The sequence below is a fragment of the Phycicoccus duodecadis genome (assembly GCF_002846495.1).
In the GTDB taxonomy this organism is placed as follows: domain Bacteria; phylum Actinomycetota; class Actinomycetes; order Actinomycetales; family Dermatophilaceae; genus Phycicoccus; species Phycicoccus duodecadis.
Map to the genome: position 1 here is coordinate 3341944 of NZ_PJNE01000001.1, position 20216 is coordinate 3362159.

General features: G+C 73.3%; 20 protein-coding genes and 1 other RNA gene. 12 read left to right on the forward strand and 9 right to left on the reverse strand.

Annotated features, from left to right (window positions below):
• Positions 1–11: 11 nt before the first annotated feature.
• A complete protein-coding gene (locus tag ATL31_RS15500; RefSeq protein ID WP_101397728.1) occupies positions 12–485 on the forward strand; it encodes a GNAT family N-acetyltransferase in 474 nt (157 codons plus the stop codon).
• 15 nt (positions 486–500) lie between these two features.
• On the opposite strand, the gene ATL31_RS15505 is transcribed toward ATL31_RS15500, so the two are convergent.
• Positions 501–1967, reverse strand: a complete 1467-nt coding sequence (locus ATL31_RS15505) for an HNH endonuclease signature motif containing protein (RefSeq protein ID WP_101396816.1) — start codon at positions 1965–1967, stop codon at positions 501–503.
• A 220-nt stretch (positions 1968–2187) separates the two neighbouring features.
• Between ATL31_RS15505 and ATL31_RS15510 the strand changes: the two genes are divergently transcribed.
• The 3 genes from ATL31_RS15510 to ATL31_RS15520 are packed head-to-tail and all read left to right on the forward strand — an operon-like array spanning position 2188 to position 4352.
• A complete protein-coding gene (locus tag ATL31_RS15510) occupies positions 2188–2601 on the forward strand; it encodes a rhodanese-like domain-containing protein (protein ID WP_101396817.1) in 414 nt (137 codons plus the stop codon).
• 7 nt (positions 2602–2608) lie between these two features.
• A complete protein-coding gene (locus ATL31_RS15515) occupies positions 2609–3835 on the forward strand; it encodes an O-succinylhomoserine sulfhydrylase (protein WP_101396819.1) in 1227 nt (408 codons plus the stop codon).
• Positions 3836–3884: 49 nt separating this feature from the next.
• Positions 3885–4352, forward strand: coding sequence for an SRPBCC family protein (locus ATL31_RS15520; RefSeq protein WP_101396821.1), 468 nt, complete (start codon positions 3885–3887; stop codon positions 4350–4352).
• On the opposite strand, the gene ATL31_RS15525 is transcribed toward ATL31_RS15520, so the two are convergent.
• The 3 genes from ATL31_RS15525 to ATL31_RS15535 form a co-directional block, all read right to left on the reverse strand.
• Entirely contained in the window at positions 4336–5223 is an 888-nt protein-coding gene (locus ATL31_RS15525) for an oxygenase MpaB family protein (RefSeq protein WP_211284047.1), read from the reverse strand. The genes ATL31_RS15520 and ATL31_RS15525 overlap by 17 nt on opposite strands.
• Positions 5224–5312: 89 nt before the next feature.
• A complete protein-coding gene (locus tag ATL31_RS15530; protein ID WP_101396823.1) occupies positions 5313–6410 on the reverse strand; it encodes an SLC13 family permease in 1098 nt (365 codons plus the stop codon).
• The gene (locus ATL31_RS15535) at positions 6407–7153 is read right to left on the reverse strand and encodes a YaaA family protein (protein WP_101396825.1); all 747 of its coding nucleotides are present in this window, start codon (positions 7151–7153) and stop codon (positions 6407–6409) included. Before ATL31_RS15535 ends, ATL31_RS15530 begins: the two co-directional genes overlap by 4 nt.
• A gap of 32 nt (positions 7154–7185) precedes the next feature.
• Here ATL31_RS15535 and ATL31_RS15540 point away from each other — a divergent pair, with 32 nt between their 5' ends.
• The 3 genes from ATL31_RS15540 (at position 7186) to ATL31_RS16350 (ending at position 10334) form a co-directional block, all read left to right on the forward strand.
• Positions 7186–8634: an RNB domain-containing ribonuclease gene (locus tag ATL31_RS15540; RefSeq protein ID WP_101396827.1), complete on the forward strand. Its 1449-nt coding sequence runs from the start codon at positions 7186–7188 to the stop codon at positions 8632–8634.
• A gap of 45 nt (positions 8635–8679) precedes the next feature.
• An RNA gene (gene rnpB, locus ATL31_RS15545) (RNase P RNA component class A) lies at positions 8680–9060 on the forward strand.
• Positions 9061–9476: 416 nt separating this feature from the next.
• Entirely contained in the window at positions 9477–10334 is an 858-nt protein-coding gene (locus ATL31_RS16350; protein WP_158239857.1) for an alpha/beta hydrolase family protein, read from the forward strand.
• 42 nt (positions 10335–10376) lie between these two features.
• Here ATL31_RS16350 and ATL31_RS15550 read toward each other — a convergent pair whose 3' ends face one another.
• Complete coding sequence (locus ATL31_RS15550; protein WP_425440342.1) at positions 10377–11102, reverse strand: ZIP family metal transporter; 726 nt, start codon at positions 11100–11102, stop codon at positions 10377–10379.
• A gap of 262 nt (positions 11103–11364) precedes the next feature.
• On the opposite strand from ATL31_RS15550, the gene ATL31_RS15555 reads away from it, so the two are divergent.
• Together ATL31_RS15555 and ATL31_RS15560 are read left to right on the forward strand one after the other, a co-directional pair.
• Positions 11365–12048: a cobalamin B12-binding domain-containing protein gene (locus ATL31_RS15555; RefSeq protein WP_158239858.1), complete on the forward strand. Its 684-nt coding sequence runs from the start codon at positions 11365–11367 to the stop codon at positions 12046–12048.
• 50 nt (positions 12049–12098) lie between these two features.
• A complete protein-coding gene (locus ATL31_RS15560; protein ID WP_101396831.1) occupies positions 12099–12755 on the forward strand; it encodes an MBL fold metallo-hydrolase in 657 nt (218 codons plus the stop codon).
• A gap of 4 nt (positions 12756–12759) precedes the next feature.
• Here ATL31_RS15560 and ppgK read toward each other — a convergent pair whose 3' ends face one another.
• Positions 12760–13539 (reverse strand): polyphosphate--glucose phosphotransferase, encoded by a 780-nt coding sequence (gene ppgK / locus ATL31_RS15565; RefSeq protein WP_101396833.1) that lies wholly within the window; start codon positions 13537–13539, stop codon positions 12760–12762.
• Complete coding sequence (gene map / locus ATL31_RS15570) at positions 13536–14411, reverse strand: type I methionyl aminopeptidase (RefSeq protein ID WP_101396835.1); 876 nt, start codon at positions 14409–14411, stop codon at positions 13536–13538. Before map ends, ppgK begins: the two co-directional genes overlap by 4 nt.
• Positions 14412–14453: 42 nt before the next feature.
• Between map and ATL31_RS15575 the strand changes: the two genes are divergently transcribed.
• A complete protein-coding gene (locus ATL31_RS15575; RefSeq protein ID WP_101396837.1) occupies positions 14454–14654 on the forward strand; it encodes a methionine aminopeptidase in 201 nt (66 codons plus the stop codon).
• Between the two features lie 4 nt (positions 14655–14658).
• Here ATL31_RS15575 and ATL31_RS15580 read toward each other — a convergent pair whose 3' ends face one another.
• Positions 14659–15333 (reverse strand): class I SAM-dependent methyltransferase, encoded by a 675-nt coding sequence (locus tag ATL31_RS15580; protein ID WP_211284048.1) that lies wholly within the window; start codon positions 15331–15333, stop codon positions 14659–14661.
• 8 nt (positions 15334–15341) lie between these two features.
• On the reverse strand, positions 15342–16226 hold the full coding sequence (gene panB / locus ATL31_RS15585; protein WP_101396839.1) for a 3-methyl-2-oxobutanoate hydroxymethyltransferase: 885 nt from the start codon (positions 16224–16226) through the stop codon (positions 15342–15344).
• Positions 16227–16424: 198 nt separating this feature from the next.
• Here panB and ATL31_RS15590 point away from each other — a divergent pair, with 198 nt between their 5' ends.
• Positions 16425–18737: an immune inhibitor A domain-containing protein gene (locus tag ATL31_RS15590; protein ID WP_101396841.1), complete on the forward strand. Its 2313-nt coding sequence runs from the start codon at positions 16425–16427 to the stop codon at positions 18735–18737.
• A gap of 132 nt (positions 18738–18869) precedes the next feature.
• Complete coding sequence (glnA, locus tag ATL31_RS15595; protein ID WP_101396843.1) at positions 18870–20207, forward strand: type I glutamate--ammonia ligase; 1338 nt, start codon at positions 18870–18872, stop codon at positions 20205–20207.
• Positions 20208–20216: the final 9 nt, after the last annotated feature.

Consider the following 20216-nt stretch of genomic DNA (forward strand, 5'->3'; position numbering starts at 1 on the left):
TGGTCGGCCCCGTGACCGTGCTGCGACCGCTTCGCCCGGACGACCTGGACGCGCTGCTGCCCCTCCAGCGGGAGGGGAGCGTGGCCGCCCTGGCCCACGTCTTCCCCCAGGACGAGCACCCGTTCCCGACCGAGGAGGTGCGGCGGCGCTGGGTGGCCGAGCTGGCCGACGCCCGCACCGACTGCCTGGCCGCGGTCCGGGCCGGTGAGCTGGTCGGCTTCGCCGCGACCCGGGGCGACGAGCTGTTCCACTTCGGGACGGCCGTCTCCACGTGGGGGAGCGGGGTGGCGGGGATCGTGCACGACGCGGTGGTCGGACTCCTCCGTGAGCAGGGGCATCGGAAGGTCTGGCTGCGGGTGTTCGACGAGAACCACCGGGCGATCCGGTTCTACCAGCGGCGTGGGTGGCGGCGCACCGACGAGGTGTCGTGGTCGCTCTTCCCTCCGCACCCGGTGCTGCGCCGCTTCGAACTGGACCTCGTCTGACCCCGGACGGGTTGCTCAGAACGGTGGGGCGTCATCGGCCGGCACATGGATGCGGTGGGTCGGTTCGGTGACGCGGCGCGTGCCGGAGGGTGAGGTCCAGGTGAGGGTGCCGTCGGGGTCGAGGGTGGGGCGCCAGCGGCCTTGTTGCTTCAGCCGGTGGTGCCGCCGGCACAGGCACGCCAGGTCGGTCGGTGAGGTGGCGCCGTCGGGCCAGGGTTTGGTGTGGTCGAGGTCGGTGTACTCGGCGCGTCTCGGGCAGCCCCACATGCGGCATGTCCCGTCCCGGGTGGTGACGAAGTCGCGCATGGCCCGGGGTGGGCGGTAGGCGCTGGTGGTCAGGGACGCCAGGGTGCCGTTGTCGGCGTCGAGCACGGCCCGCGCGACGTCCATCGGGAGGGTCTTGAGGAGGTTGGCGACGGTGGCGGCGTCGACCCAGCCCAGCCCGGGCAGCTGCGTGCCGGAGACCGCGAACCCGGGGCTGACCTGCGCCATGGGTACCGGGGTGAGGTCCGGGTCGACGGTCATGGTCGTGGTCTCGAACAGCCGCTGTGCCTCCGGGGGGAGGTCGGCGAAGCGGGTCTCCTCGCCGGTGTAGGCGTCGATGACCGTGTCGTCGTCGGCCCAGGGGACCTCGATGGTCTCGACGGTTGCGGGTTCGGGCGCGGGTCGGTCGGTGACCACCGGCACTCCGAGGGTGACCGAGGCACTGACCGTCACGTTGCGCAGGAGCAGGTCGCCGAACGCGTCCGCCCGGGCCTCGCTCAGGGTGAGGGTGTCGTCGACCTGCCGGTACTCGGACGCGAGCTGCTCGGTCGCCGCCCAGGCCGCGGCCACGGTCGCGGTGGGGAGGAGCGCGTACACGTCGGTCAGGCCGTCCGGGCCGGGCCGCACCTCCACCGTCCGGGTGCGGCGGGTCTTCGCGACCTGCGCGGCGACCTGGTCGGCCGCGACCCGGGTCGCGACGCGGCGGACGTGCGCGGTCACCTGGGCCGGGTCCAGGTCGGCCAACCGACCCGACACCTCGGCATCGACCCGCCCGCACGCCTCGACGTCCAGCCCCGCACAGGCGTCGACCACCTTGTGCGCCGTCGCCGCCGCCACGTCACCGGCCAGGACCCGGTCGCGGACCAGGGGGAACCGCTCACCGAGGGCCGCGCCGAGGTGGACCTTCCTTCCGGCCAGCCCCTCCGTCAGGCCCGCTTCTAGAGCGACGAGGCTGGGCGCCATCTGGTCCACGTACCCCACCGCATGCGTCCGCTCCACCGGCCCGTCCCCCGACAGCCGCACCTCGACCCGAGCCCCCAACGCGGCACTCACGGACACGAGACCATCAGCGGCGTTCGCCAGCTTCTGCGCCTCACCGGCCAGCTCGTAACACTCGCCCGCATCCAGGCTTCGGCCGTGCTCGGCCAGCTCGCGACCCAGTGCTGCGACCTCCGCACGCGCGGCCGCGATACGGCTGCTGAGCCGCCCCCTGTCCATGGAGCAATGATACCCGAACACGCGTGCGATAGCAAGGATTCCTCGACCGGTGTACGCCTGCAGCAGAACGATATTGAAACCATCGGGCGGCTCCCGGATCGGCGTGGAGGCCGGCTCCGACCCCTTCTCGGCCTCGATCACGGGTCGTCTCCCCGCCGCCCGCGTGCCGACCGACTGAGACGCCACGGCGATCTCGCGGCCGCCGTCCTACCCTCGGAGGATGAGCTACGCAGGTGACGTCACTCCGGAGGAGGCGTTCGCGGCGGCCACCGGCCCCGACGACGCCCTGCTCGTCGATGTGCGTACGCAGGCCGAGTGGACCTACGTCGGCGTGCCCGACCTGGCCGGCGCCGGCCGCGAGGTGGCGTTCGTCGAGTGGTCGCGCTACCCGGACGGTGCCCTCAACGGCGCCTTCGTCGACGAGGTACGCGCCGCCGGACTCGAGGCCGGTCGGCCCGTGTACCTGCTGTGCCGCAGCGGAGTCCGGTCCCGCGCGGCCGCCGAGGCCCTGACGGCCGCGGGCCTCGGCCCGGCCTACAACGTCGTCGACGGGTTCGAGGGGCCGCACGACCCCGAGCAGCACCGCACCGTCGGCGGGTGGAAGAACTCCGGTCTCCCGTGGCGGCAGGGCTGAGGTCGCCGTGCCCCTGCCCGACGACGCCCGCGCGCGCACCCTCGCCGTCCGGGGTGGCCTGAGCCGCAGCGGTTTCGACGAGACCGCCGAGGCGCTGTACCTCACCTCGGGGTTCGTCTACGAGTCCGCCGCCCAGGCCGAGTCCGCCTTCAAGGACGAGGTCGACCACTACATCTACAGCCGCTACGGCAACCCCACGGTGTCGATGTTCGAGGACCGGCTGAGCCTGCTCGAGGGTGCCGAGGCCTGCTTCGCCACCGCGTCCGGGATGTCGGCCGTCTTCACCGCGATGGCCGCGCTGTGCGGTGCCGGTGACCGGGTCGTGGCCTCACGGGCCCTCTTCGGCTCGTGCTTCGTCATCCTCGACGAGATCCTGCCGCGCTGGGGGGTGGAGACCGTGTTCGTCGACGGCACCGACCTCGACCAGTGGCGCGGGGCGCTGGCGACGCCGACCACGGCGGTGTTCTTCGAGACCCCCAGCAACCCGATGCAGGAGCTCGTCGACATCGCCGCCGTCGCCGAGCTGGCCCACGCCGCCGGCGCCCGGGTGGTCGTCGACAACGTGTTCGGCACGCCGGTCTTCAGTCACCCGCTGGCCCACGGTGCCGACATCGTCGTGTACTCGGCGACCAAGCACATCGACGGCCAGGGCCGCGTCCTCGGCGGGGCCGTCCTGGGCCCGGCCGACTTCGTGCGCGGTCCGGTCAAGAACCTGATGCGGCACACCGGGCCGTCGATGTCGGCGTTCAACGCGTGGGTGCTGACCAAGGGCCTCGAGACCCTCGACCTGCGGGTGCGGGCCATGGCCGGCAGCGCGCTCAGCCTGGCGACCACCCTCGAACGTTGGCAGGGCGAGGGGCGCGGGCTCCGCCGCGTCGTGTACCCGCACCTCGCGAGCCACCCCCAGCACGAGCTCGCGCTGCGCCAGCTCCAGGGCGGCGCCGGCACCGTGCTCACCCTCGAGGTCGAGGGCGGCAAGGACGCGGCCTTCGCGATGCTCGACGCCTTCCGGATCGTCGACATCTCGAACAACCTCGGCGACGCGAAGTCGATGACCACCCACCCCGCCACCACCACGCACCGCCGGCTCTCGCCCGAGGCGCGCGCCGAGGTGGGTATCACCGACGGCACCGTGCGCATCTCCGTCGGTCTCGAGGACGTCGACGACCTCACCGCCGACCTCGACCGGGCCCTGGCCGCCGCCGAGGCCACCCTGGACACCGGCCGCCGCTGACCTCCGGGGGTGGCGGAGCACGCCTCCCCCGACTGTTAGCGTCGCGACCATGCCCTCCCGCGACGTCGTCTCCGTCCAGCGCCTCATCCCGGCGCCTCCCGAGCCCATCTTCGACCTGCTCGTCGACCCGGCCGGCCACGCCCGCATCGACGGGGGCGGCTCGGTGCAGGGCGCCCGCAGCGGCGGGCGGCGCCTCGGCCTCGGCGACCGCTTCGGGATGGACATGAAGATCGGGCTGCCCTACCGCACGAGCAACACCGTGGTCGAGCTCGAGGAGAACCGGCGCATCGCCTGGCAGACCCTGGCCGAGGGGCCGGCCTCGCCGTTCCTGGGCGGTCGCATCTGGCGCTACGTGCTCGAGCCCGTCGAGGGCGGCACCCTGGTGACCGAGAGCTGGGACATCACGAAGGAGGCCGCGCCGAGCAAGCTGTTCGTGCGCCGGATGGAGCCGATGACGCGCCGGAACATGGCCGCCACCCTCGAGCGCATCGACGAGATCGTCACCGCCGCGGCGTGACCCGCCGCTCCTCGGCGACACCGGCCATGGCCCAGCGCACCGTACGCGTGCCGACCAGGCCCAGCAGCCCCGCCGCGCCCGCTACGGGGTCCGGCACCGGCAGCCGCAGCTCACGGCGCACCCATCCCGGCAGGATCGCGACGCCACCCGAGGCGATCAGCGCGTAGCCGGGGCGCGCCGTCCACGGCAGTGGAGGGTCGAGCAGCAGGAAGCTCGCCGCGTCCTGGGCCGCGCTGGTGGCGCGCAGCACCGGCCGGTACCCGTCGAGGGCGGCCAGCAGGCCGGCCACGTCGGTGGGCACGTCCGTGGCCCCGAGCAGCCGCGCGACCCGGGCCGCCTGCTCGACGTACAGGTCGGACTCGGCGGCCGTCAGCGGGTCGGCCGCGTAGCGCTGGTAGGCGGTGAGGAAGCTCCAGGCCTCGGCGACGTGCACCCAGCGCAGCAGGTCGGGGTCGGACGCGCGGTAGGCCACGCCGTCGTCGTCCTTGCCGCGGACCCGCTCGTGGATGCCGCGCACCCGCGCGATCGCGGCCTCGGCGTCCTCGACGGTGCCGAAGGTGGTCGTGGCCAGGAAGCCCGAGGTGCGCTGCAGGCGGCCCCAGGGGTCGCCGCGGTAGCCGCTGTGCCCGGCCACGCCGGCCATGGCCGACGGGTGCAGCGACTGCAGGAGCAGCGCGGCCACCCCGCCCGGGAACATCGCGGCGTCGGCGTGCACCCGCCACACGGGGTCCTCGGGGGTGAACCACCGCTCGCCGGCCCGGCCCCAGATGACGGCGGCCCGCTCGCTCGCGTCGTCGCCCGCCACCCGTGCTCGCAGGGCGTGCCCGAGGCGCCGCTGCGCCGCCCGGCCGATGCCGTCGATCACCGTCACGTGTGCTCCATCCGTCGGTTCCCCACTGGTGTCCACCCGGTGCAACGGCCGGGCGGTCGTTCCCGCTTCCGGCTGTCGAAGGTTGGGGCTCAGCGGACGGCGGCCAGGGCCAGGACGGAGGACGTGACGACGAGGACGGCGCACAGCAGCCCGGCCGGCGCCAGCCAGCGCCACGGCACGACGACGTCGCGGGCCCGGCAGCGCTGGATCCAGAGCAGGGTCGCGAGCGAGGCCCACGGCGTGACCAGCGGCCCGGCGTTGGTGCCCACGAGCAGGGCGAGCAGGCGGGTGACGGAGCCGCCCGCCACCGGCTCGAGTGCCAGGTAGGCCGGCAGGTTGTTCGCGACGTTCGAGAGCCCGGCACCGGCGCCGCCCACCGCCAGCAGGGCGCCGGCCGTCTCGCCGCGGGGGAGGGTCGCGGTGACGAGGTCGGACAGGCCGTGGCGCTGGAGCACGTCGACCACCACCGACACCGCCACGAAGCCGGCCGCCATCAGCCACGGCACCGCCAGGCCGGCCAGCTGCGCGCGGTCGCGCCAGGCCGTGACGGCCAGCAGCACCCCGGCGGCGGCGAGGGCGACCAGCCACGGCGGGGCGCCGAGCGCGAACAGCGGCCCGATGACGAGACACACTCCCGCGGCCAGGCGCAGCAGGACCGGGTCGTGCCCGGCCGGCGGGGCGGCGGCGGTGTAGCGCCCTCGCAGGCTGCGCCGGTGCAGGAGCGCGACGAGGGCGAGGGTGACGGCGACGGCCACCAGCGCCGGGGCGGCGGCGGCCCGGACGTAGTCGGCGTGTCCCGCACCGTCGCGTTCGAGGGTGTGCAGCGCCAGCAGGTTGGTGAGGTTCGAGACCGGCAGCAGGAGCGAGCCGGTGTTGGCGATCCAGAGGGTGGTGACCGCCAGCAGCCGCGGGTCCAGGCCCACCTGGGCCGCCACGGCGAGCCCGACCGGGGTCAGCAGGACGGCCGTGGTGTCGAGCGAGAGCACGACGGTCGCGACGACGGCCAGCGCCGAGAACAGCACCCACAAGACCCAGCGGCGCCCGCCGGCCAGCCGCGCCACCCCGTGCCCTGCGACGTCGAAGACGCCGGCCCGCTCCGACAGCTCGGCGGTCACGGTGATGGCGAGGAGGAACACGACGACGGGCAGCAGGCGCTCGGTGAGGGCGACGGCCTCCGCCCCGTTCACGGCGCCTGCACGTCGAGGACCCAGGGCGCGGCGCGGCGGGCCGGCTCGTGCAGCTCGACCTCGAAGGCGCCGGCCAGGGTGTCGGCGACGGCAGGGACCGACCGGGCCGCGACCCCGGAGACGCAGAGCTGCCGGGCGACGAGACCGCGGGTGTGCTTGGCGTGGTGGCTGGCCCCGGGCACTCGCACCTGCACCCAGCGCGGAGCGACCTCCGGCCCGGGCCGCCAGGCCGCGGCGTAGGCGGCGGAACGGCAGTCGACGACCACGCCGTTGCCGGCGGCCTCGGTCAGCGGCGCGTCGAGGGCACTGCGCCACAACGGGGCCAGCGCCCCGACGCCCGGGAGGTCGACGCCCATCGCCAGCCGGTACGCGGTGATGCGGTCGGTGGGGCGCACCGCGCCGTGCAGCGCCGAGACGACCACCAGCCACCGGTTGGCCCGCCGCCGCGCCGCGGCATCCATCGAGGCCAGGTCGAGGGCGTCGTAGAGGACGCCGGTGTAGACCTGGGCGGCTGGCGTGGCCGGCAGGGACTCCAGGAGGAGGTTGCGGTCGACCTCGGGCCGCAGCGCCTCGGACACCCCGAGGACCGTCGTCGCCTCACTGCGGGCGCTCACCGCGGCCAGGGCGTCGGCGACCGCGCGACGGGTGGGGCCGAGGGCGGGGAAGGACCAGGTGTCCGGGTCGGCCGGCCGCCCGCGCGGGCGGTTCCACTTCGACTCCGACGGAGGGAGCAGGATCAGCACCGGCCCAGCGTACGGAGGTTAGGTTGGGTCTCATGCCGCGTCCCAGGATCGTGCTCCGCCCCGTCGACGTCGACACCGACCGGGGGGTCGAGGGCGCGCTGCGGGCGCGTTACGCCGCCATCCGCGCCGAGCTCGGGATCGACGGCCCGTACCCGCCCGACGCGCTCGCCGAGGCCGAGGCGGTGGCGGCATCCCCGCCCGACCCTCCGGGCCGCGACGAGACCGACGTCCCCTACGTGACGATCGACCCGCCCGGTTCGATGGACCTCGACCAGGCGCTGCACATCGAGCGTGATGGCGACGGCCACCGGGTGCGGTACGCCATCGCCGACGTCCCGTCGTTCGTGGCCCTCGACGGCGCCCTCGACCGGGTCACCCGCGAGCGCGGGCAGACCGTCTACTGCCCCGACGAGCGGGTGCCGCTGCATCCGCCGGTGCTGTCGGAGGCGGCGGCCAGCCTGCTGCCGGGCGAGGTGCGGCCCGCCTTCGTGTGGGACCTGCGGCTCGACGGCGCGGGCGTGCTCACGGCCTCCGAAGTGCACCGTGCCCTCGTCCGCAGCACCCAGCGGCTCGACTACGCCGGGGTGCAGCGGGGCGTCGACGACGGCTCGGGCGACCCGATGCTGCTCCTGCTCAAGGAGGTGGGGGAGCGTCGCATCGCCCAGGAGAAGGCCCGCGGTGGCGCCAACCTGCCGATGCCCGAGCAGGAGGTCGCCCAGCGGCCCGACGGCGGCTTCACCCTCGAGTTCCGCCCGCCGGTGCCGGCCGAGGAGTGGAACGCCCAGCTGTCGCTCCTCACCGGGATGGCCGCCGCCGCGATGATGCTGGAGGCCGGGGTCGGCATCCTGCGCACCATGCCGGCGCCCACCGAGGATGCCGTGGCGCGCTTCCGTCGGGCCGCTCGCGGCCTCGGGGTCGACTGGCCGCAGGGGGTGACCTACGGCGACCTGGTGCGCGGGCTGGACCGCACGGACCCGCACCACCTCGCGCTCATCCATGAGGCGACCTCGCTGTTCCGCGGCGCCGGCTACACCGCCTTCGACGGCACCCCGCCCGAGCAGCGCGAGCACGCCGCCGTCGCCGCCCCGTACGCCCACGTCACCGCCCCGCTGCGGCGCCTCGTCGACCGGTTCGGGCTGGTCGTCTGCGAGGCCGTCGGCCGGGGGGCGCCGGTGCCGGCCGGCATCCGCGAGGCCCTGCCGCTGGTGCCCGAGCTGATGACGGCGTCCGACCGGGTGGCGCGTGCGGCCGAGCGGGCCTGCGCCGACGCCACCGAGGCCGCGGTGCTCGCCGGGCGCGAGGGGCAGACCCTGGAGGCGGTGGTCGTCGACCATCTCGAGAAGGGGATGGAGGTCCAGCTCGTCGACCTGCCGGTGCTGGCCAAGGTCACCGGCGATCGCGCCGCCCTCGGCAGCGCCGTCACGGTGCGCGTCGAGAAGGTCGACCTGGCCGCGGGGTCGGTCGTGCTCACCCCGGCCTGAGGCCGGCGCCGGGCGTCGCCCGGCGGCCCCTACACTGGGCGCGGACGAGTCGGGCGGACGGTCGCGTCGGTGGGCAACCACCGCCGAGGAAGGTCCGGGCTCCGAAGGGCAGGATGGTGGCCAACAGCCACCCGGGGTGACCCGCGGGACAGTGCCACAGAGAACAGACCGCCCCGGCCGCGCGAGCGGGCGGGGTAAGGGTGAAACGGTGGTGTAAGAGACCACCAGCGGCCTGGGTGACCAGGTCGGCTCGGTAAACCCCATCCGGAGCAAGCCCAGACAGTGTGCGTTCGAGGGCGGCCCGTCCGAGCACACGGGTAGGGCGCTGGAGGTGGTCGGTAACGGCCACCCGAGATGGATGACCGTCACCGCGTCACCGGCAACGGCGGCGCGGGACAGAACCCGGCCTACAGCCCGACTCGTCCACCCCCACGGGGATGGCCTCTCCCTCCCGCCTTCGGGCTCTCGCGGAGCGGCTCAGTACGCCGCGTGAGAGTGCCGGAGCCGACGGGTCGGGCTCTTGCCGCGGCGAGGGGGCGGTCGGATACTGCGGTATGGGCCTTCTCGATGTGCTGCGGGACCTGGTGGCGGCGACCGGTCGCGCGCTCCAGCAGCGGGAGGAGGACGGCTGCGCCATCCCGTGGCAACCCCACGCGTTGGCACCGGTGTTCTGGGGAGTCCACCACGTCGGCCCGCCGGTGGTCGCACCCATGGCGTCGGCTCGGGTCCCCACGGACGAGCCGGGCACCGACCGCCGGCCGGACGAGGTGCAGGGCACCGCGAGGGCGACGGCGACCTTGGACCCGGGGGGTCTGCACGCAGGGATCTTTCCGCCGACGTCGATGAGCATCCTGTTCCCGTCGATCGACGGCAGTCCCCAGAACGCCCAGATCCTGCATCGCTGTGGCGCCTACCCGCTCGTGGTGCTCCTGCACGGTGAGTGCAAGGCGGCCCAGGACACCCACTACCTCGCCTGGGCGAACAGCCCGTTGGCCATGCAGCTCGCACGGGCGGGCTACGTCGTGGTGGTTCCCCGGCTCTCGGGCCGGGCTGCATCCGAGGCGGAGGTGGCGCTGGTCCGGTCGGTGATGCGGTGGGTCCGGACGCGGTGGGTGCATGGCGGGCTCGTCGCTGCTGCGCCCGCGACGGTGATGGTCGGGCACTCGCGGGGCAGCGTCCTGGCCGGGCTGGTCGCCGCCGACCAGGGCGTCCAGGCCTACGTCTCCCTCAGCGGCGACTGGCACGGGTCCTTCGGCGACCCGACGGAGGCTCAGCGCGCGATCGCCGCTCCCATGCTGTTCGTCAAGGATGCGAGCGAGGGGGATGTCGACCTCGGCCGGTTCCAGGAGCTGCCCCTGCCCCGCTACCGGGCGGTCCTGACGGGAGGGGGTCACTACGACTACCTGATGCCGCACAGCTCCCCGTGCGCCGCGCAGCGAGGCCCGTGCCTCGAGACGCCCTCTGTCGCTGCCGACCTGGTGACGATGTTCCTAGGGCGTTGGGCGCCCGCGGCCCAGGCTCAGGGGATGGCCCAGCAGGTCCCTGGCAACCTGGTCCGCGGCTTGGGTCCCCTCACGGTGCAGCAGCAGTTCTACGCGGGCGCCTATCTCAGCTCCTTCGGCGGCCCGCTCGGGGCGGGCTGCGGGTTCCAGATGACGTACCAGATCCCCGGTCACGACCAGGAGGCGGTCTCGTTCTGATCGCGGCTGCGCCCTCTCCCGGCTGGGTGGTCTCCTCGGCGCCTACGCGCGCCCGATCGTGAAGGCCGTGATGAAGCCGAGGGTGGCGAGGAGCCCGGCGTAGAGGTGGGTCCGCTCGAACGCCTCGGGGATCATGGTGTCGGCGATCATCGCCAGGATGGCGCCGGCCGCCACCGCGGTGATGACCGCGATGGTCTCGGGGGCGGCGCCGTCGAGGAGGAGGACGCCGAGCAGCCCGGCCAGGCCGCTGGCGACGGCGATCCCGACCCAGACCCCGAAGACGTACCGGATGCTGCGCCCGTTGGACTTCATCCCCGCGGCGCTGGACAGCCCCTCGGGCAGGTTGCTGATGAAGATGGCGGCCAGCACCGGCACGCCGACGCCCCCACCACCCAGGAGGGACAACCCGAGCACGACCGACTCCGGGATGCCGTCGAGGAGCGCGCCGATCGCGATGGCGGCGCCGCTGCCCTCCTGCTCGTCCTCGGAGGGCTGCTGCTCACCGGAGCGCTTGCGGTGTCGCGCCCCGCGGCGCGCCAGCAGCACGTTGGCGGCCACATAGACGGCCGCACCGCCGAGGAAGCCGCCGATGGTGGGGACCAGGCCCCCGGTCGTCTCGGCCTCGTCGACGAGGTCGAAAGCCAGCGCCGAGATCAGCACCCCGGCACCGAACGCCATGATCCCGGCGATGACCTTCTGGGGGACGTGGACGAACCAGGCGACCAGCGCCCCGACGACGAGCGCGCCGCCGGCGAGCAGCCCCCACATCCCGGCTTGGACTGCGACGTTCACGGGGCTCACTCCTTGCCTGCGGGTGCGGATGCTCGGGGGACGAGCGCGACCGGCCCAGGGGGCGTCGCGCGGGGGTCTCCCTCCGACCTTACGGCCGGGCCGCCGCTCGACCGGCGGTCGGGTCCGCCGGGTCCGGGCGGGGCCTGCGAACGGGCGGTTCTCGGACCCACGGCGCATGGATCCGGTCTCCGGCGGTTATGTTGCACCTTCCATCACCTCGGCAGCCAGGAGCAGCGCAGTGACCCCGGACCCCGCCACCGACCTCGCGGCGGCGCGTGAGCTCGTCATGTCCGCGACGCGGGAGCTCGACGGCGGCACCGTGCGTGACCTCCTCCTCGACGCGCTGCTGGCCTCCGGGGTCGACGCCACGGTCACCCGCGTGATCATGCCCGTGCTCAAGCAGGTCGGCGACGACTGGGAGGCCGGGCGGCTCGGCGTGGTGCACGAGCACTTCGTCTCCAGCGCCTTCCGCGGCGTCCTCGGCGAGCTGCGACTGCCGGTGCAGGGCGCGCAGGCGCGCACGGTCGTGCTGGCCTGCCCCCCGAAGGAGCTGCACGACCTCCCGCTCGAGCTGTTCGGGGCCATGCTGCACGCCCGGTGGTGGCGGGTGGTCAGCCTGGGCGCCAACTCCCCGATGACGGCGGTCGGTGAGGCCGCCCGCTTCCTCAAGGCCGACGCCTGCGTGCTCGCCGGGGTCCGCCGCTCCTCCTTCGAGGCGCGCCTGCCCTCGCTGGCCCGGCTGGGCCGGACCGTCCCGCTCTTCATCGCGGGCGCGGGCGCCGCCGGTCTCACCGAGGTCCCGGCCGGGGTCACCGTGCTCCCCGACGACCTGGTCGAGGCGGCCGAGATCGTCGACGCCGCCGTCCGGGCCGACGCCGACGTCCCGACCATCGATCACCGCAGCGAGCCCGCCGTCGGCTGACGCCCGACCACGGCGCCCCACGCGTGCGGCCCGGCCCCTAGCGTGGGCCCATGCGCATCACCCACCTCGGCCACGCCTGCCTCCTCGTCGAGATCGCCGACGCCCGCGTCCTCATCGACCCCGGCACCTTCGCCGACGGGTTCTCCGACGTGCGTGACCTGGACGCCGTCGTCGTCACCCACCAGCACCCCGACCACCTCGACCCCGAGCGGGTCGGCGACCTGCTGCGGGCCAACGCCGGGGCGCGGGTGCTGAGCGACCCGGGCAGCGTCGACGTCCTGGCGGGGCTGGGCGTCGAGGCCGAGGCGCACCGCGGGCCGACCACCGTCGGTGCGGTCACCCTCACCCCGGTCGGCGACACCCACGCCCTCATCCACGAGGACATCCCGCGCATCCCCAACGTCGGCGTGCGCCTCGACGCCGACGGTGAGCCCAGCGTGTTCCACCCCGGCGACGCCCTCGACGGGCAGCCCGGCTCCGTCGACGTGCTCGCGTTCCCGCTGCAGGCCCCGTGGGCCCGCAGCCGCGAGATGACGGCCTTCCTGCGCCGCCTCGACGCCCCGCACGCCGTGCCCGTGCACGACGGGCTGCTGCAGCCGCGCGGCCGCGCCCTCTACCTGGGCCAGGCCGCGCAGCTGGGCGGGCCGAACACCCGCATCCACGACCTCGCCGGCCGGGGCGCCACGGAGTTCCGCGCCGGGGAGTGAGGCGTCAGCCGGTGTGCCGGCCGTGCCGTCGCTGCGAGGCGGCGGCCAGCACCGCAGCGCCGATGATGCCGGCCTTGTTCTTCAGGGTCGCCGGGATGATCGGGGTGCGGATGTCGAGCAGCGGCAGGAACTCGTCGGCGTCCTTGGAGACCCCGCCCCCGACGACGAACAGGTCGGGCCACATGAGGTCCTCGAGGTGGCGGTAGTACAGCTGCAGGCGCTCGGCCCACTCGGCGTAGCTGAGGCCCTCGCGGGTCTTGGCCGAGCTCGCGGTGCGCGGCTCGGCGTCGGAGCCACCGATCTCGAGGTGCCCGAGCTCGGAGTTCGGCACCAGGACACCCTGGTTGAAGATGGCGGTGCCGATGCCGGTGCCGAGGGTCGTGAGGATGACGAGCCCGTCGTGGCCCCGGGCCGCGCCGTAGTTGAGCTCGCCCACGCCCGCGGCGTCGGCGTCGTTGACGACGACGACGTCGTGCTGGAGCCGGTCCTCGAGCAGCTTCTCGATCTCGCAGCCGATCCACGACTTGTCGATGTTGGCAGCGGTCTTGACCACGCCGTGCTGCACGACCCCGGGGATCGTGACGCCGATGGGGGAGTCGCTGCGCACCTCGTCGAAGTGCTCGACCACCAGGGCGATCACCTCGCACACCGCCTCGGGCGTCGAGACCAGCGGGGTGTCGATGCGCAGCCGCTTCTGGGCGAAGTCGCCCTTCTCGAGGTCGACGGGCGCGCCCTTGATGCCGCTGCCGCCGACGTCGATGCCGAGGGGGTGTCCGGTGCTCATGCTGCTGCCTCTCCCAGGGTGAGGATCTCGGGACCGTCCTCGGTGACGAGGATGGTGTGCTCGAACTGTGCCGAACGTCGGTGGTCCTTGGTGACGACCGTCCACCGGTCGTCCCACATCTCCCAGTCGGGCGTGCCGAGGTTGAGCATCGGCTCGACGGTGAAGGTCATGCCGGCCTCGATGACGGTCGAGTACGCCGGCGCGGCGTCGTAGTGCGGGATGATCAGGCCGCTGTGGAACGCGGTGCCGATGCCGTGCCCGGTGAAGTCGCGCACCACCCCGTAGCCGAAGCGCTTGGCGTACGACTCGATGACGCGCCCGATGACGTTGACCTCGCGCCCCGGCCGCGCGGCGCGGATGCCGCGCATCATCGCCTCGCGGGTGCGCTCGACCAGCAGGCGCGACTCCTCGTCGACGTCGCCGACGAGGTAGGTGGCGTCGGTGTCGCCGTGCACGCCGTCGACGAACGCGGTGATGTCGATGTTCACGATGTCGCCGTCCTCGAGCGGGCGGTCGTCGGGGATGCCGTGGCAGACGACCTCGTTGACCGAGGTGCACAGCGACTTCGGGAACCCCCGGTAGCCGAGCGTCGACGGGTAGGCGCCGTGGTCCAGGAGGTACTCGTGGCCGACCCGGTCGATCTCGTCGGTGGTGACCCCGGGGGCGATGACGGCGGCGGCGACGGCCATGGCGTCGGCGGCGATGCGCCCCGCGACCCGCATCCGGGCGATGGTGTCGGCGTCCTTGACCTCGGGGCCGGTGTAGGTGGCGGGCTGCGGCCGGTCGACGTACTCGGGGCGGGGGATGGAGGCCGGGACGGCGCGCCGCGGGGAGAGCCGGCCGGGAGCGACACGGGCGGAGGTCGACGGCATACGGTGAGTCTAGGCAGACCGTCCGCACGAAGGAGACCCGCGATGCCCTACTGGTTCAACGTCGACACCGGCCAGGTCGAGACCGACGAGACCCGCAGCCAGGACGCGAACGTCCTGGGGCCGTACGCCACCGAGGACGCCGCCCGCAACGCCCTGCAGAGCGCCAAGGAGCGCACCGAGGCGTGGGACGCCGAGGACCGCGAGTGGGACGAGCGCGGCGCAGGCGGGTCCGACCCCGCCTGAGCCCTCAGCCGCCGAGGAGGCGGTGCACCGAGAGCGCGTACGTGCTCTCGGGCGTGAAGCGCTGCCGGTCCCAGGTCGACCACCGGCCGATGTACGACAGCCCCGCGGCGCGCGCCCAGCGGTCGTAGTCGGGCAGCGCCACGGGCGCCGCCCCCTCGGGCAGGGCTCCGGCGAGCCCGAACCCGGCCACCAGGTACCCGCCGGGCGTGAGGTGCGATGCCATCCGCCCGAGCACCGCCGGCAGGGTGCCGTCGGCGAGGAACGGCACCACGTTGCCGGCCAGCAGGACGACGTGGAACTCCTGCTCGGCGCGCAGGTCGAGGGTCGAGAGGTCGGCGACCAGGAACCGCGTGTCGCGGTCCTCCCGCGCCAGGGCCACCAGGTCGGGGTCGGCGTCGACGCCGACCACGTAGTGGCCCAGCCGCGTCAGCTCGCTGGCCACCCGCCCGTAGCCGCACCCGGCGTCGAGGACCCGCGAGGGCGGCGGCACGAGCTCGGTCACGAAGCGGGCCTCGCCGTGCACGTCCTGCCCGGCGGCGGCGAGGTCCAGGAAGCGCTGCCGGTAGGCGCGGGCCGCGGCCGGACCGCGCTGGTGGCCGGCCCAGCGGGTCGTCGGCCCCGGGCGCGGCGCGGGGTTGTCGGGGCTCCACATGCCGCTCGGACGCTCCTCGGTGCTCACCGCGTTCCTCAGGCCTCGAAGGAGTGCTCGGCGGCGGGGAAGGTCCCGCCCGCGACGTCGGCGGCGTAGCTGCGGGCCGCGCCCAGCAGGTCACCGCGCAGGTCGGCGTACTTCTTGACGAAGCGCGGCGCCCGGCCGCCGCGCAGGCCGGCCATGTCCTGCCAGACCAGCACCTGGGCGTCGCAGTCGGGGCCGGCCCCGATGCCGATGGTGGGGATGCGCAGGGCCGCCGTGACGGCCGCGGCCGCCGGCGCGGGCACCATCTCCATGACGACGGCGAAGCAGCCCGCCGCCTCGAGGGCCAGGGCGTCCTCGAGCAGCCGGTCGGCACCGGAGCCGCGCCCCTGGACCTTGTAGCCGCCCAGCACGTGCTCGCTCTGCGGGGTGAAGCCGATGTGTCCCATGACCGGGATGCCGGCGCGCACCAGCAGCTCGACCTCGGGGACCATCGCCTGGCCGCCCTCGAGCTTCACGGCGTGCGCGAGCCCCTCCTTCATGAACCGGGTCGCGGTGGCGAGCGCCTGCTGCGGGCTCGCCTGGTAGGAGCCGAACGGGAGGTCGGCGACGACCATGGCGCGCCGCGCGGCGCTCGTGACGGCGCGCACCAGCGGCACGAGGTGGTCGACCGTGACGGGCACGGTGGTCTCGAACCCGTAGACGTTGTTGCCGGCCGAGTCGCCCACCAGCAGAACGGGGATGCCCGCCTCGTCGAAGATCTCGGCGGTGTACATGTCGTAGGCGGTGAGCATGGCCCAGCGCTCGCCGCGCTCCTTCATCGCCAGCAGGTGCGGCACCCGCACCCGGCGCTGCGGGGCCGCCTGGGCGCCGGTGCCGTAGGGGGCCACGGACTCCGGCGCCGGCGCGGACGGGGAGGGCGTGGTGGGCTCGCTCATCCGTCGATGGTAGGCCCGCCGCCGGCGTCCGCACGTCGGCCTCCGGGAGAGGTCGCACCCGGCCGCGGTGGGCCCTCTTGACCGGCCCTTGACCAAGAAATGACCGAGCGCTGACGGTTCCTGAGAGAAAACTGTGATTACGTCGCCCGGGTCCGCGCACTGACAGGGGCACGGACGGACACTCATGGAGGAGATCTCGTGACGAGACGACACATCAGCGCGCTGTCAGGGGTGGCCGCCGCGGCCCTCGCCCTGACGCTCGCGCCCACCACGGCGCAAGCGGTGCCTGCCGGTCCGGACACCCCGGAGAAGGCATCGGCCGCACGGCACGACAACCTGCCCAACCCGCTGGCGGAGCGCCAGGCCGCGTTGCGCGAGGACGCGGTCAAGCAGCTCGTGGCCGGGACGGCGAAGACCACCACGATCAACGGCAACCGGGTGATCGCGGTCAAGAGCAGCAAGGGCGACACCAACCGCAAGGGGAAGGGCGACGGGAGGACGAAGTACGTCAACTACCCCGTCGACCGCGAGGAGGACATCTTCACCGTCCTCGTCGACTTCGGGGACAAGGTCAACGGCGCCACCGGCGGCACGGCCGGCCCGGTGCACAACCAGATCGCCGCGCCCGACCGCAAGAAGGACAACTCCACGTACTGGCAGCCGGACTTCAGCCGCCAGCACTACCTGGACATGATGTTCGGCGACGGCGAGTCGTTCAAGGACTTCTACCTCAAGCAGTCCAACGGCCGGTTCCTGGCCAAGGGCGACGTCTCCGACTGGGTGAAGGTGCCCTACAACGAGGCCCGCTACGGCTCGAACAAGTACTCCGACGCCAGCACCTACTGGCCGTTCGTGAGGGACACCGCGCAGGCCTGGTACGACGACCAGAAGAAGGCCGGCAAGAGCGACGCGCAGATCAAGGAGTACCTGGCCCAGTTCGACAAGGCCGACCGGTACGACTACGACGGCGACGGCAACTTCAACGAGCCCGACGGCTACATCGACCACTTCCAGGCCATCCACGCCGGTGAGGGCGAGGAGGCCGGTGGCGGCACCCAGGGCGAGGACGCCATCTGGTCGCACCGCTGGTACGCCTACTCGACCGACGAGGGCGTGACCGGCCCGGCCAACAACAAGCTCGGCGGCGTGCCGCTCGGCGACTCCGGCCTGTGGATCGGTGACTACACCACCGAGCCCGAGAACGGCGGCCTCGGCGTCTTCGCGCACGAGTTCGGCCACGACCTGGGCCTGCCCGACCTCTACGACACCGCCGGTGGCGACAACGGCACCGGCTTCTGGACGCTCATGTCCGGTGGCTCGTGGCTGAACAAGGGCAAGGACTCCATCGGCACCACGCCCGGCTACATGGGTGCCTGGGAGAAGCTGCAGCTCGGCTGGCTCGACCCGGTGGTCGTGCCCTACGGCCAGGACACCGAGGTCAAGCTCGGCTCCGCCGACAAGGTGACCGCCAGCGAGGCGCAGGCCATCGTCGTGCCGCTGCCCGAGCGCACCGTCGTCACGAAGAAGAACACCCCGCACTCCGGCACCGCCGAGTGGTGGTCCGGGCTGGGCAACAACCTGAGCTCGACCCTGGCCGAGGACGTCGACCTCACCGGTGCGACCTCCGGCTCGGTCAGCGCGTGGGTCTCGGGGAGCCTCGAGATCGACTACGACTACCTCTACGGCGACGTCTCCACCGACGGCGGGGCGACGTGGGCCCCGGTCGGTGACGGCATCGACGGGTCGGTCGACGGCGACGCGGAGAACGCGCTCGCCTGGACCCAGCGCACCTGGGACCTGTCGGCGTACGCCGGCCAGGCCGTGAAGTTCCGCTTCCGGGTCGCCACCGACGGCGGTGTCGCGAGCGAGGCCTTCGTCGACGACATCACCACCACGGTGGGCACCACCGCCACGACCGACGACGTGGAGGCCGGCGCCGGCGCGTGGACGGCGGCGGGTGGCTTCGAGATCACCAGCGGCACCACCTCGCGCCAGGTGCGGGACATGTACCTGGCCGAGAACCGCACCTACAGCGGGTACGACAAGACCCTGAGGACGGGTCCGTACAACTTCGGGTTCGCGAACACCCGCCCCGACTGGGTCGAGCGGTTCCCGTACCAGAACGGCCTGCTCGTCTGGTTCGCCAACGGTGCGTTCGGTGACAACAACACCAGCACCCACCCCGGTTCCGGCCTGGTCCTCCCGGTCGACGCGCGCCCCAACCCGGTGATCTTCGCCGACGGGACGCTGCTGGGTAACCGTCGCCAGCCGTTCGACGCCACCTTCGGCCTCGAGCGCACCGACCGGGTGACGTTCCACAAGAACGGCACGCCCACCACGGTTCCGTCCTCGAAGGGCATCCCGACCTTCGACGACAGCAACCCGACGAAGTACTGGTCGCCGCTGAACCCGTGGAGCTCGACCAAGGTCGCGGGCTCGGGCACGTCGATGACCGTCGAGAAGTCGACGCGCAACGGCCGGACGCTCATGGTCGAGGTCGCCTTCAAGTGACCTGACGAGCATCCCGCTCCCACGGAGGGGGCCCGGGCAGTCGCCCGGGCCCCCTTCGGCGTCCACGGACCGGCGGCCCCGGCGCGTGTCACGTCATCCCGACGAAACGTGGGATGAGGCAGGATTCGACCCATGGACCGTCAGCAGGAGTTCGTCCTCCGCACCATCGAAGAGCGCGACATCCGGTTCGTCCGGTTGTGGTTCACCGACGTCCTCGGCACGCTGAAGTCGGTGGCCATCGCCCCGGCCGAGCTCGAAGGGGCCTTCGCCGAGGGGATCGGCTTCGACGGCTCGGTCATCGAGGGCTTCGCGCGGGTCTACGAGTCCGACATGCTCGCCAAGCCCGACCCGTCGACCTTCCAGGTGCTGCCCTGGCGCGGCGAGAGCAACGGCACGGCCCGGATGTTCTGCGACATCACCCTGCCCGACGGCACGCCGAGCATGGCCGACCCCCGGCACGTGTTGCAGCGCTCCCTGGCCAAGGCCGCCGACATGGGCTTCACCTTCTACACCCACCCCGAGATCGAGTTCTTCCTCCTCGAGCAGGGGTGGAAGCCCGGGAAGCGCCCGCGGCCCATCGACACCTCGGGCTACTTCGACCACACCCCGCACGGCTCCAGCGCCGACTTCCGGCGGGCCGCCATCACCATGCTCGAGACGATGGGCATCTCGGTCGAGTTCAGCCACCACGAGGCGGCGCCCGGGCAGAACGAGATCGACCTGCGCTACGCCGACGCCCTCACCACCGCCGACAACATCATGACCTTCCGCACGGTGGTCAAGGAGGTCGCGCTCGAGCAGGGCATCTACGCCTCGTTCATGCCCAAGCCGTTCGCCGAGCACCCCGGCTCGGGGATGCACACGCACGTCTCGCTGTTCGAGGGCGACACCAACGCCTTCCACGAGCCCGGAGCGCCCTACCAGCTCTCGAAGGTGGGCCGGCAGTTCATCGCGGGCCTGCTGGTGCACGGCGCCGAGACCGCGGCCGTCACCAACCAGTGGGTCAACAGCTACAAGCGGCTGTGGGGCGGGGCCGAGGCGCCGTCGTACCTCACCTGGGGCCACAACAACCGCTCGGCCCTGGTGCGGGTGCCGATGTACAAGCCCGACAAGGGCCAGAGCACCCGCGTCGAGATCCGCAGCATCGACACCGCGTGCAACCCGTACCTGGCCTTCGCCGTGCTGCTGGCGGCCGGGCTGAAGGGCATCGAGGAGGGCTACGAGCTGCCGCCCGAGACCGAGGACGACGTGTGGGCCCTCACCGACGCCGAGCGCCGCGCGATGGGCATCAAGCCGCTGCCGGCCAGCCTGGTCGAGGCCATCCAGACCATGGAGGCCAGCGAGCTCGTGGCCGAGACCCTGGGCGAGCACACCTTCGACTTCTTCCTGCGCAACAAGCGCGCCGAGTGGGCCGACTACCGCAACCAGGTGACGGCCTTCGAGCTCGAGCGGTACCTGCCGAGCCTGTGAGGGCTCACC

Coding starts and splice junctions, on each gene's coding strand:
- panB (WP_101396839.1), bottom strand. CDS start 16,226: ATGAGCGAGCCCACCACGCCCTCCCCGTCCGCGCCGGCGCCGGAGTCC.
- ATL31_RS15560 (WP_101396831.1), top strand. CDS start 12,099: ATGCGCATCACCCACCTCGGCCACGCCTGCCTCCTCGTCGAGATCGCC.
- ATL31_RS15575 (WP_101396837.1), top strand. CDS start 14,454: ATGCCCTACTGGTTCAACGTCGACACCGGCCAGGTCGAGACCGACGAG.
- ATL31_RS16350 (WP_158239857.1), top strand. CDS start 9,477: ATGAGCATCCTGTTCCCGTCGATCGACGGCAGTCCCCAGAACGCCCAG.
- map (WP_101396835.1), bottom strand. CDS start 14,411: ATGCCGTCGACCTCCGCCCGTGTCGCTCCCGGCCGGCTCTCCCCGCGG.
- ATL31_RS15505 (WP_101396816.1), bottom strand. CDS start 1,967: ATGGACAGGGGGCGGCTCAGCAGCCGTATCGCGGCCGCGCGTGCGGAG.
- ATL31_RS15520 (WP_101396821.1), top strand. CDS start 3,885: ATGCCCTCCCGCGACGTCGTCTCCGTCCAGCGCCTCATCCCGGCGCCT.
- ATL31_RS15510 (WP_101396817.1), top strand. CDS start 2,188: ATGAGCTACGCAGGTGACGTCACTCCGGAGGAGGCGTTCGCGGCGGCC.
- ATL31_RS15540 (WP_101396827.1), top strand. CDS start 7,186: ATGCCGCGTCCCAGGATCGTGCTCCGCCCCGTCGACGTCGACACCGAC.
- ppgK (WP_101396833.1), bottom strand. CDS start 13,539: ATGAGCACCGGACACCCCCTCGGCATCGACGTCGGCGGCAGCGGCATC.
- glnA (WP_101396843.1), top strand. CDS start 18,870: ATGGACCGTCAGCAGGAGTTCGTCCTCCGCACCATCGAAGAGCGCGAC.
- ATL31_RS15550 (WP_425440342.1), bottom strand. CDS start 11,102: ATGTGGGGGCTGCTCGCCGGCGGCGCGCTCGTCGTCGGGGCGCTGGTC.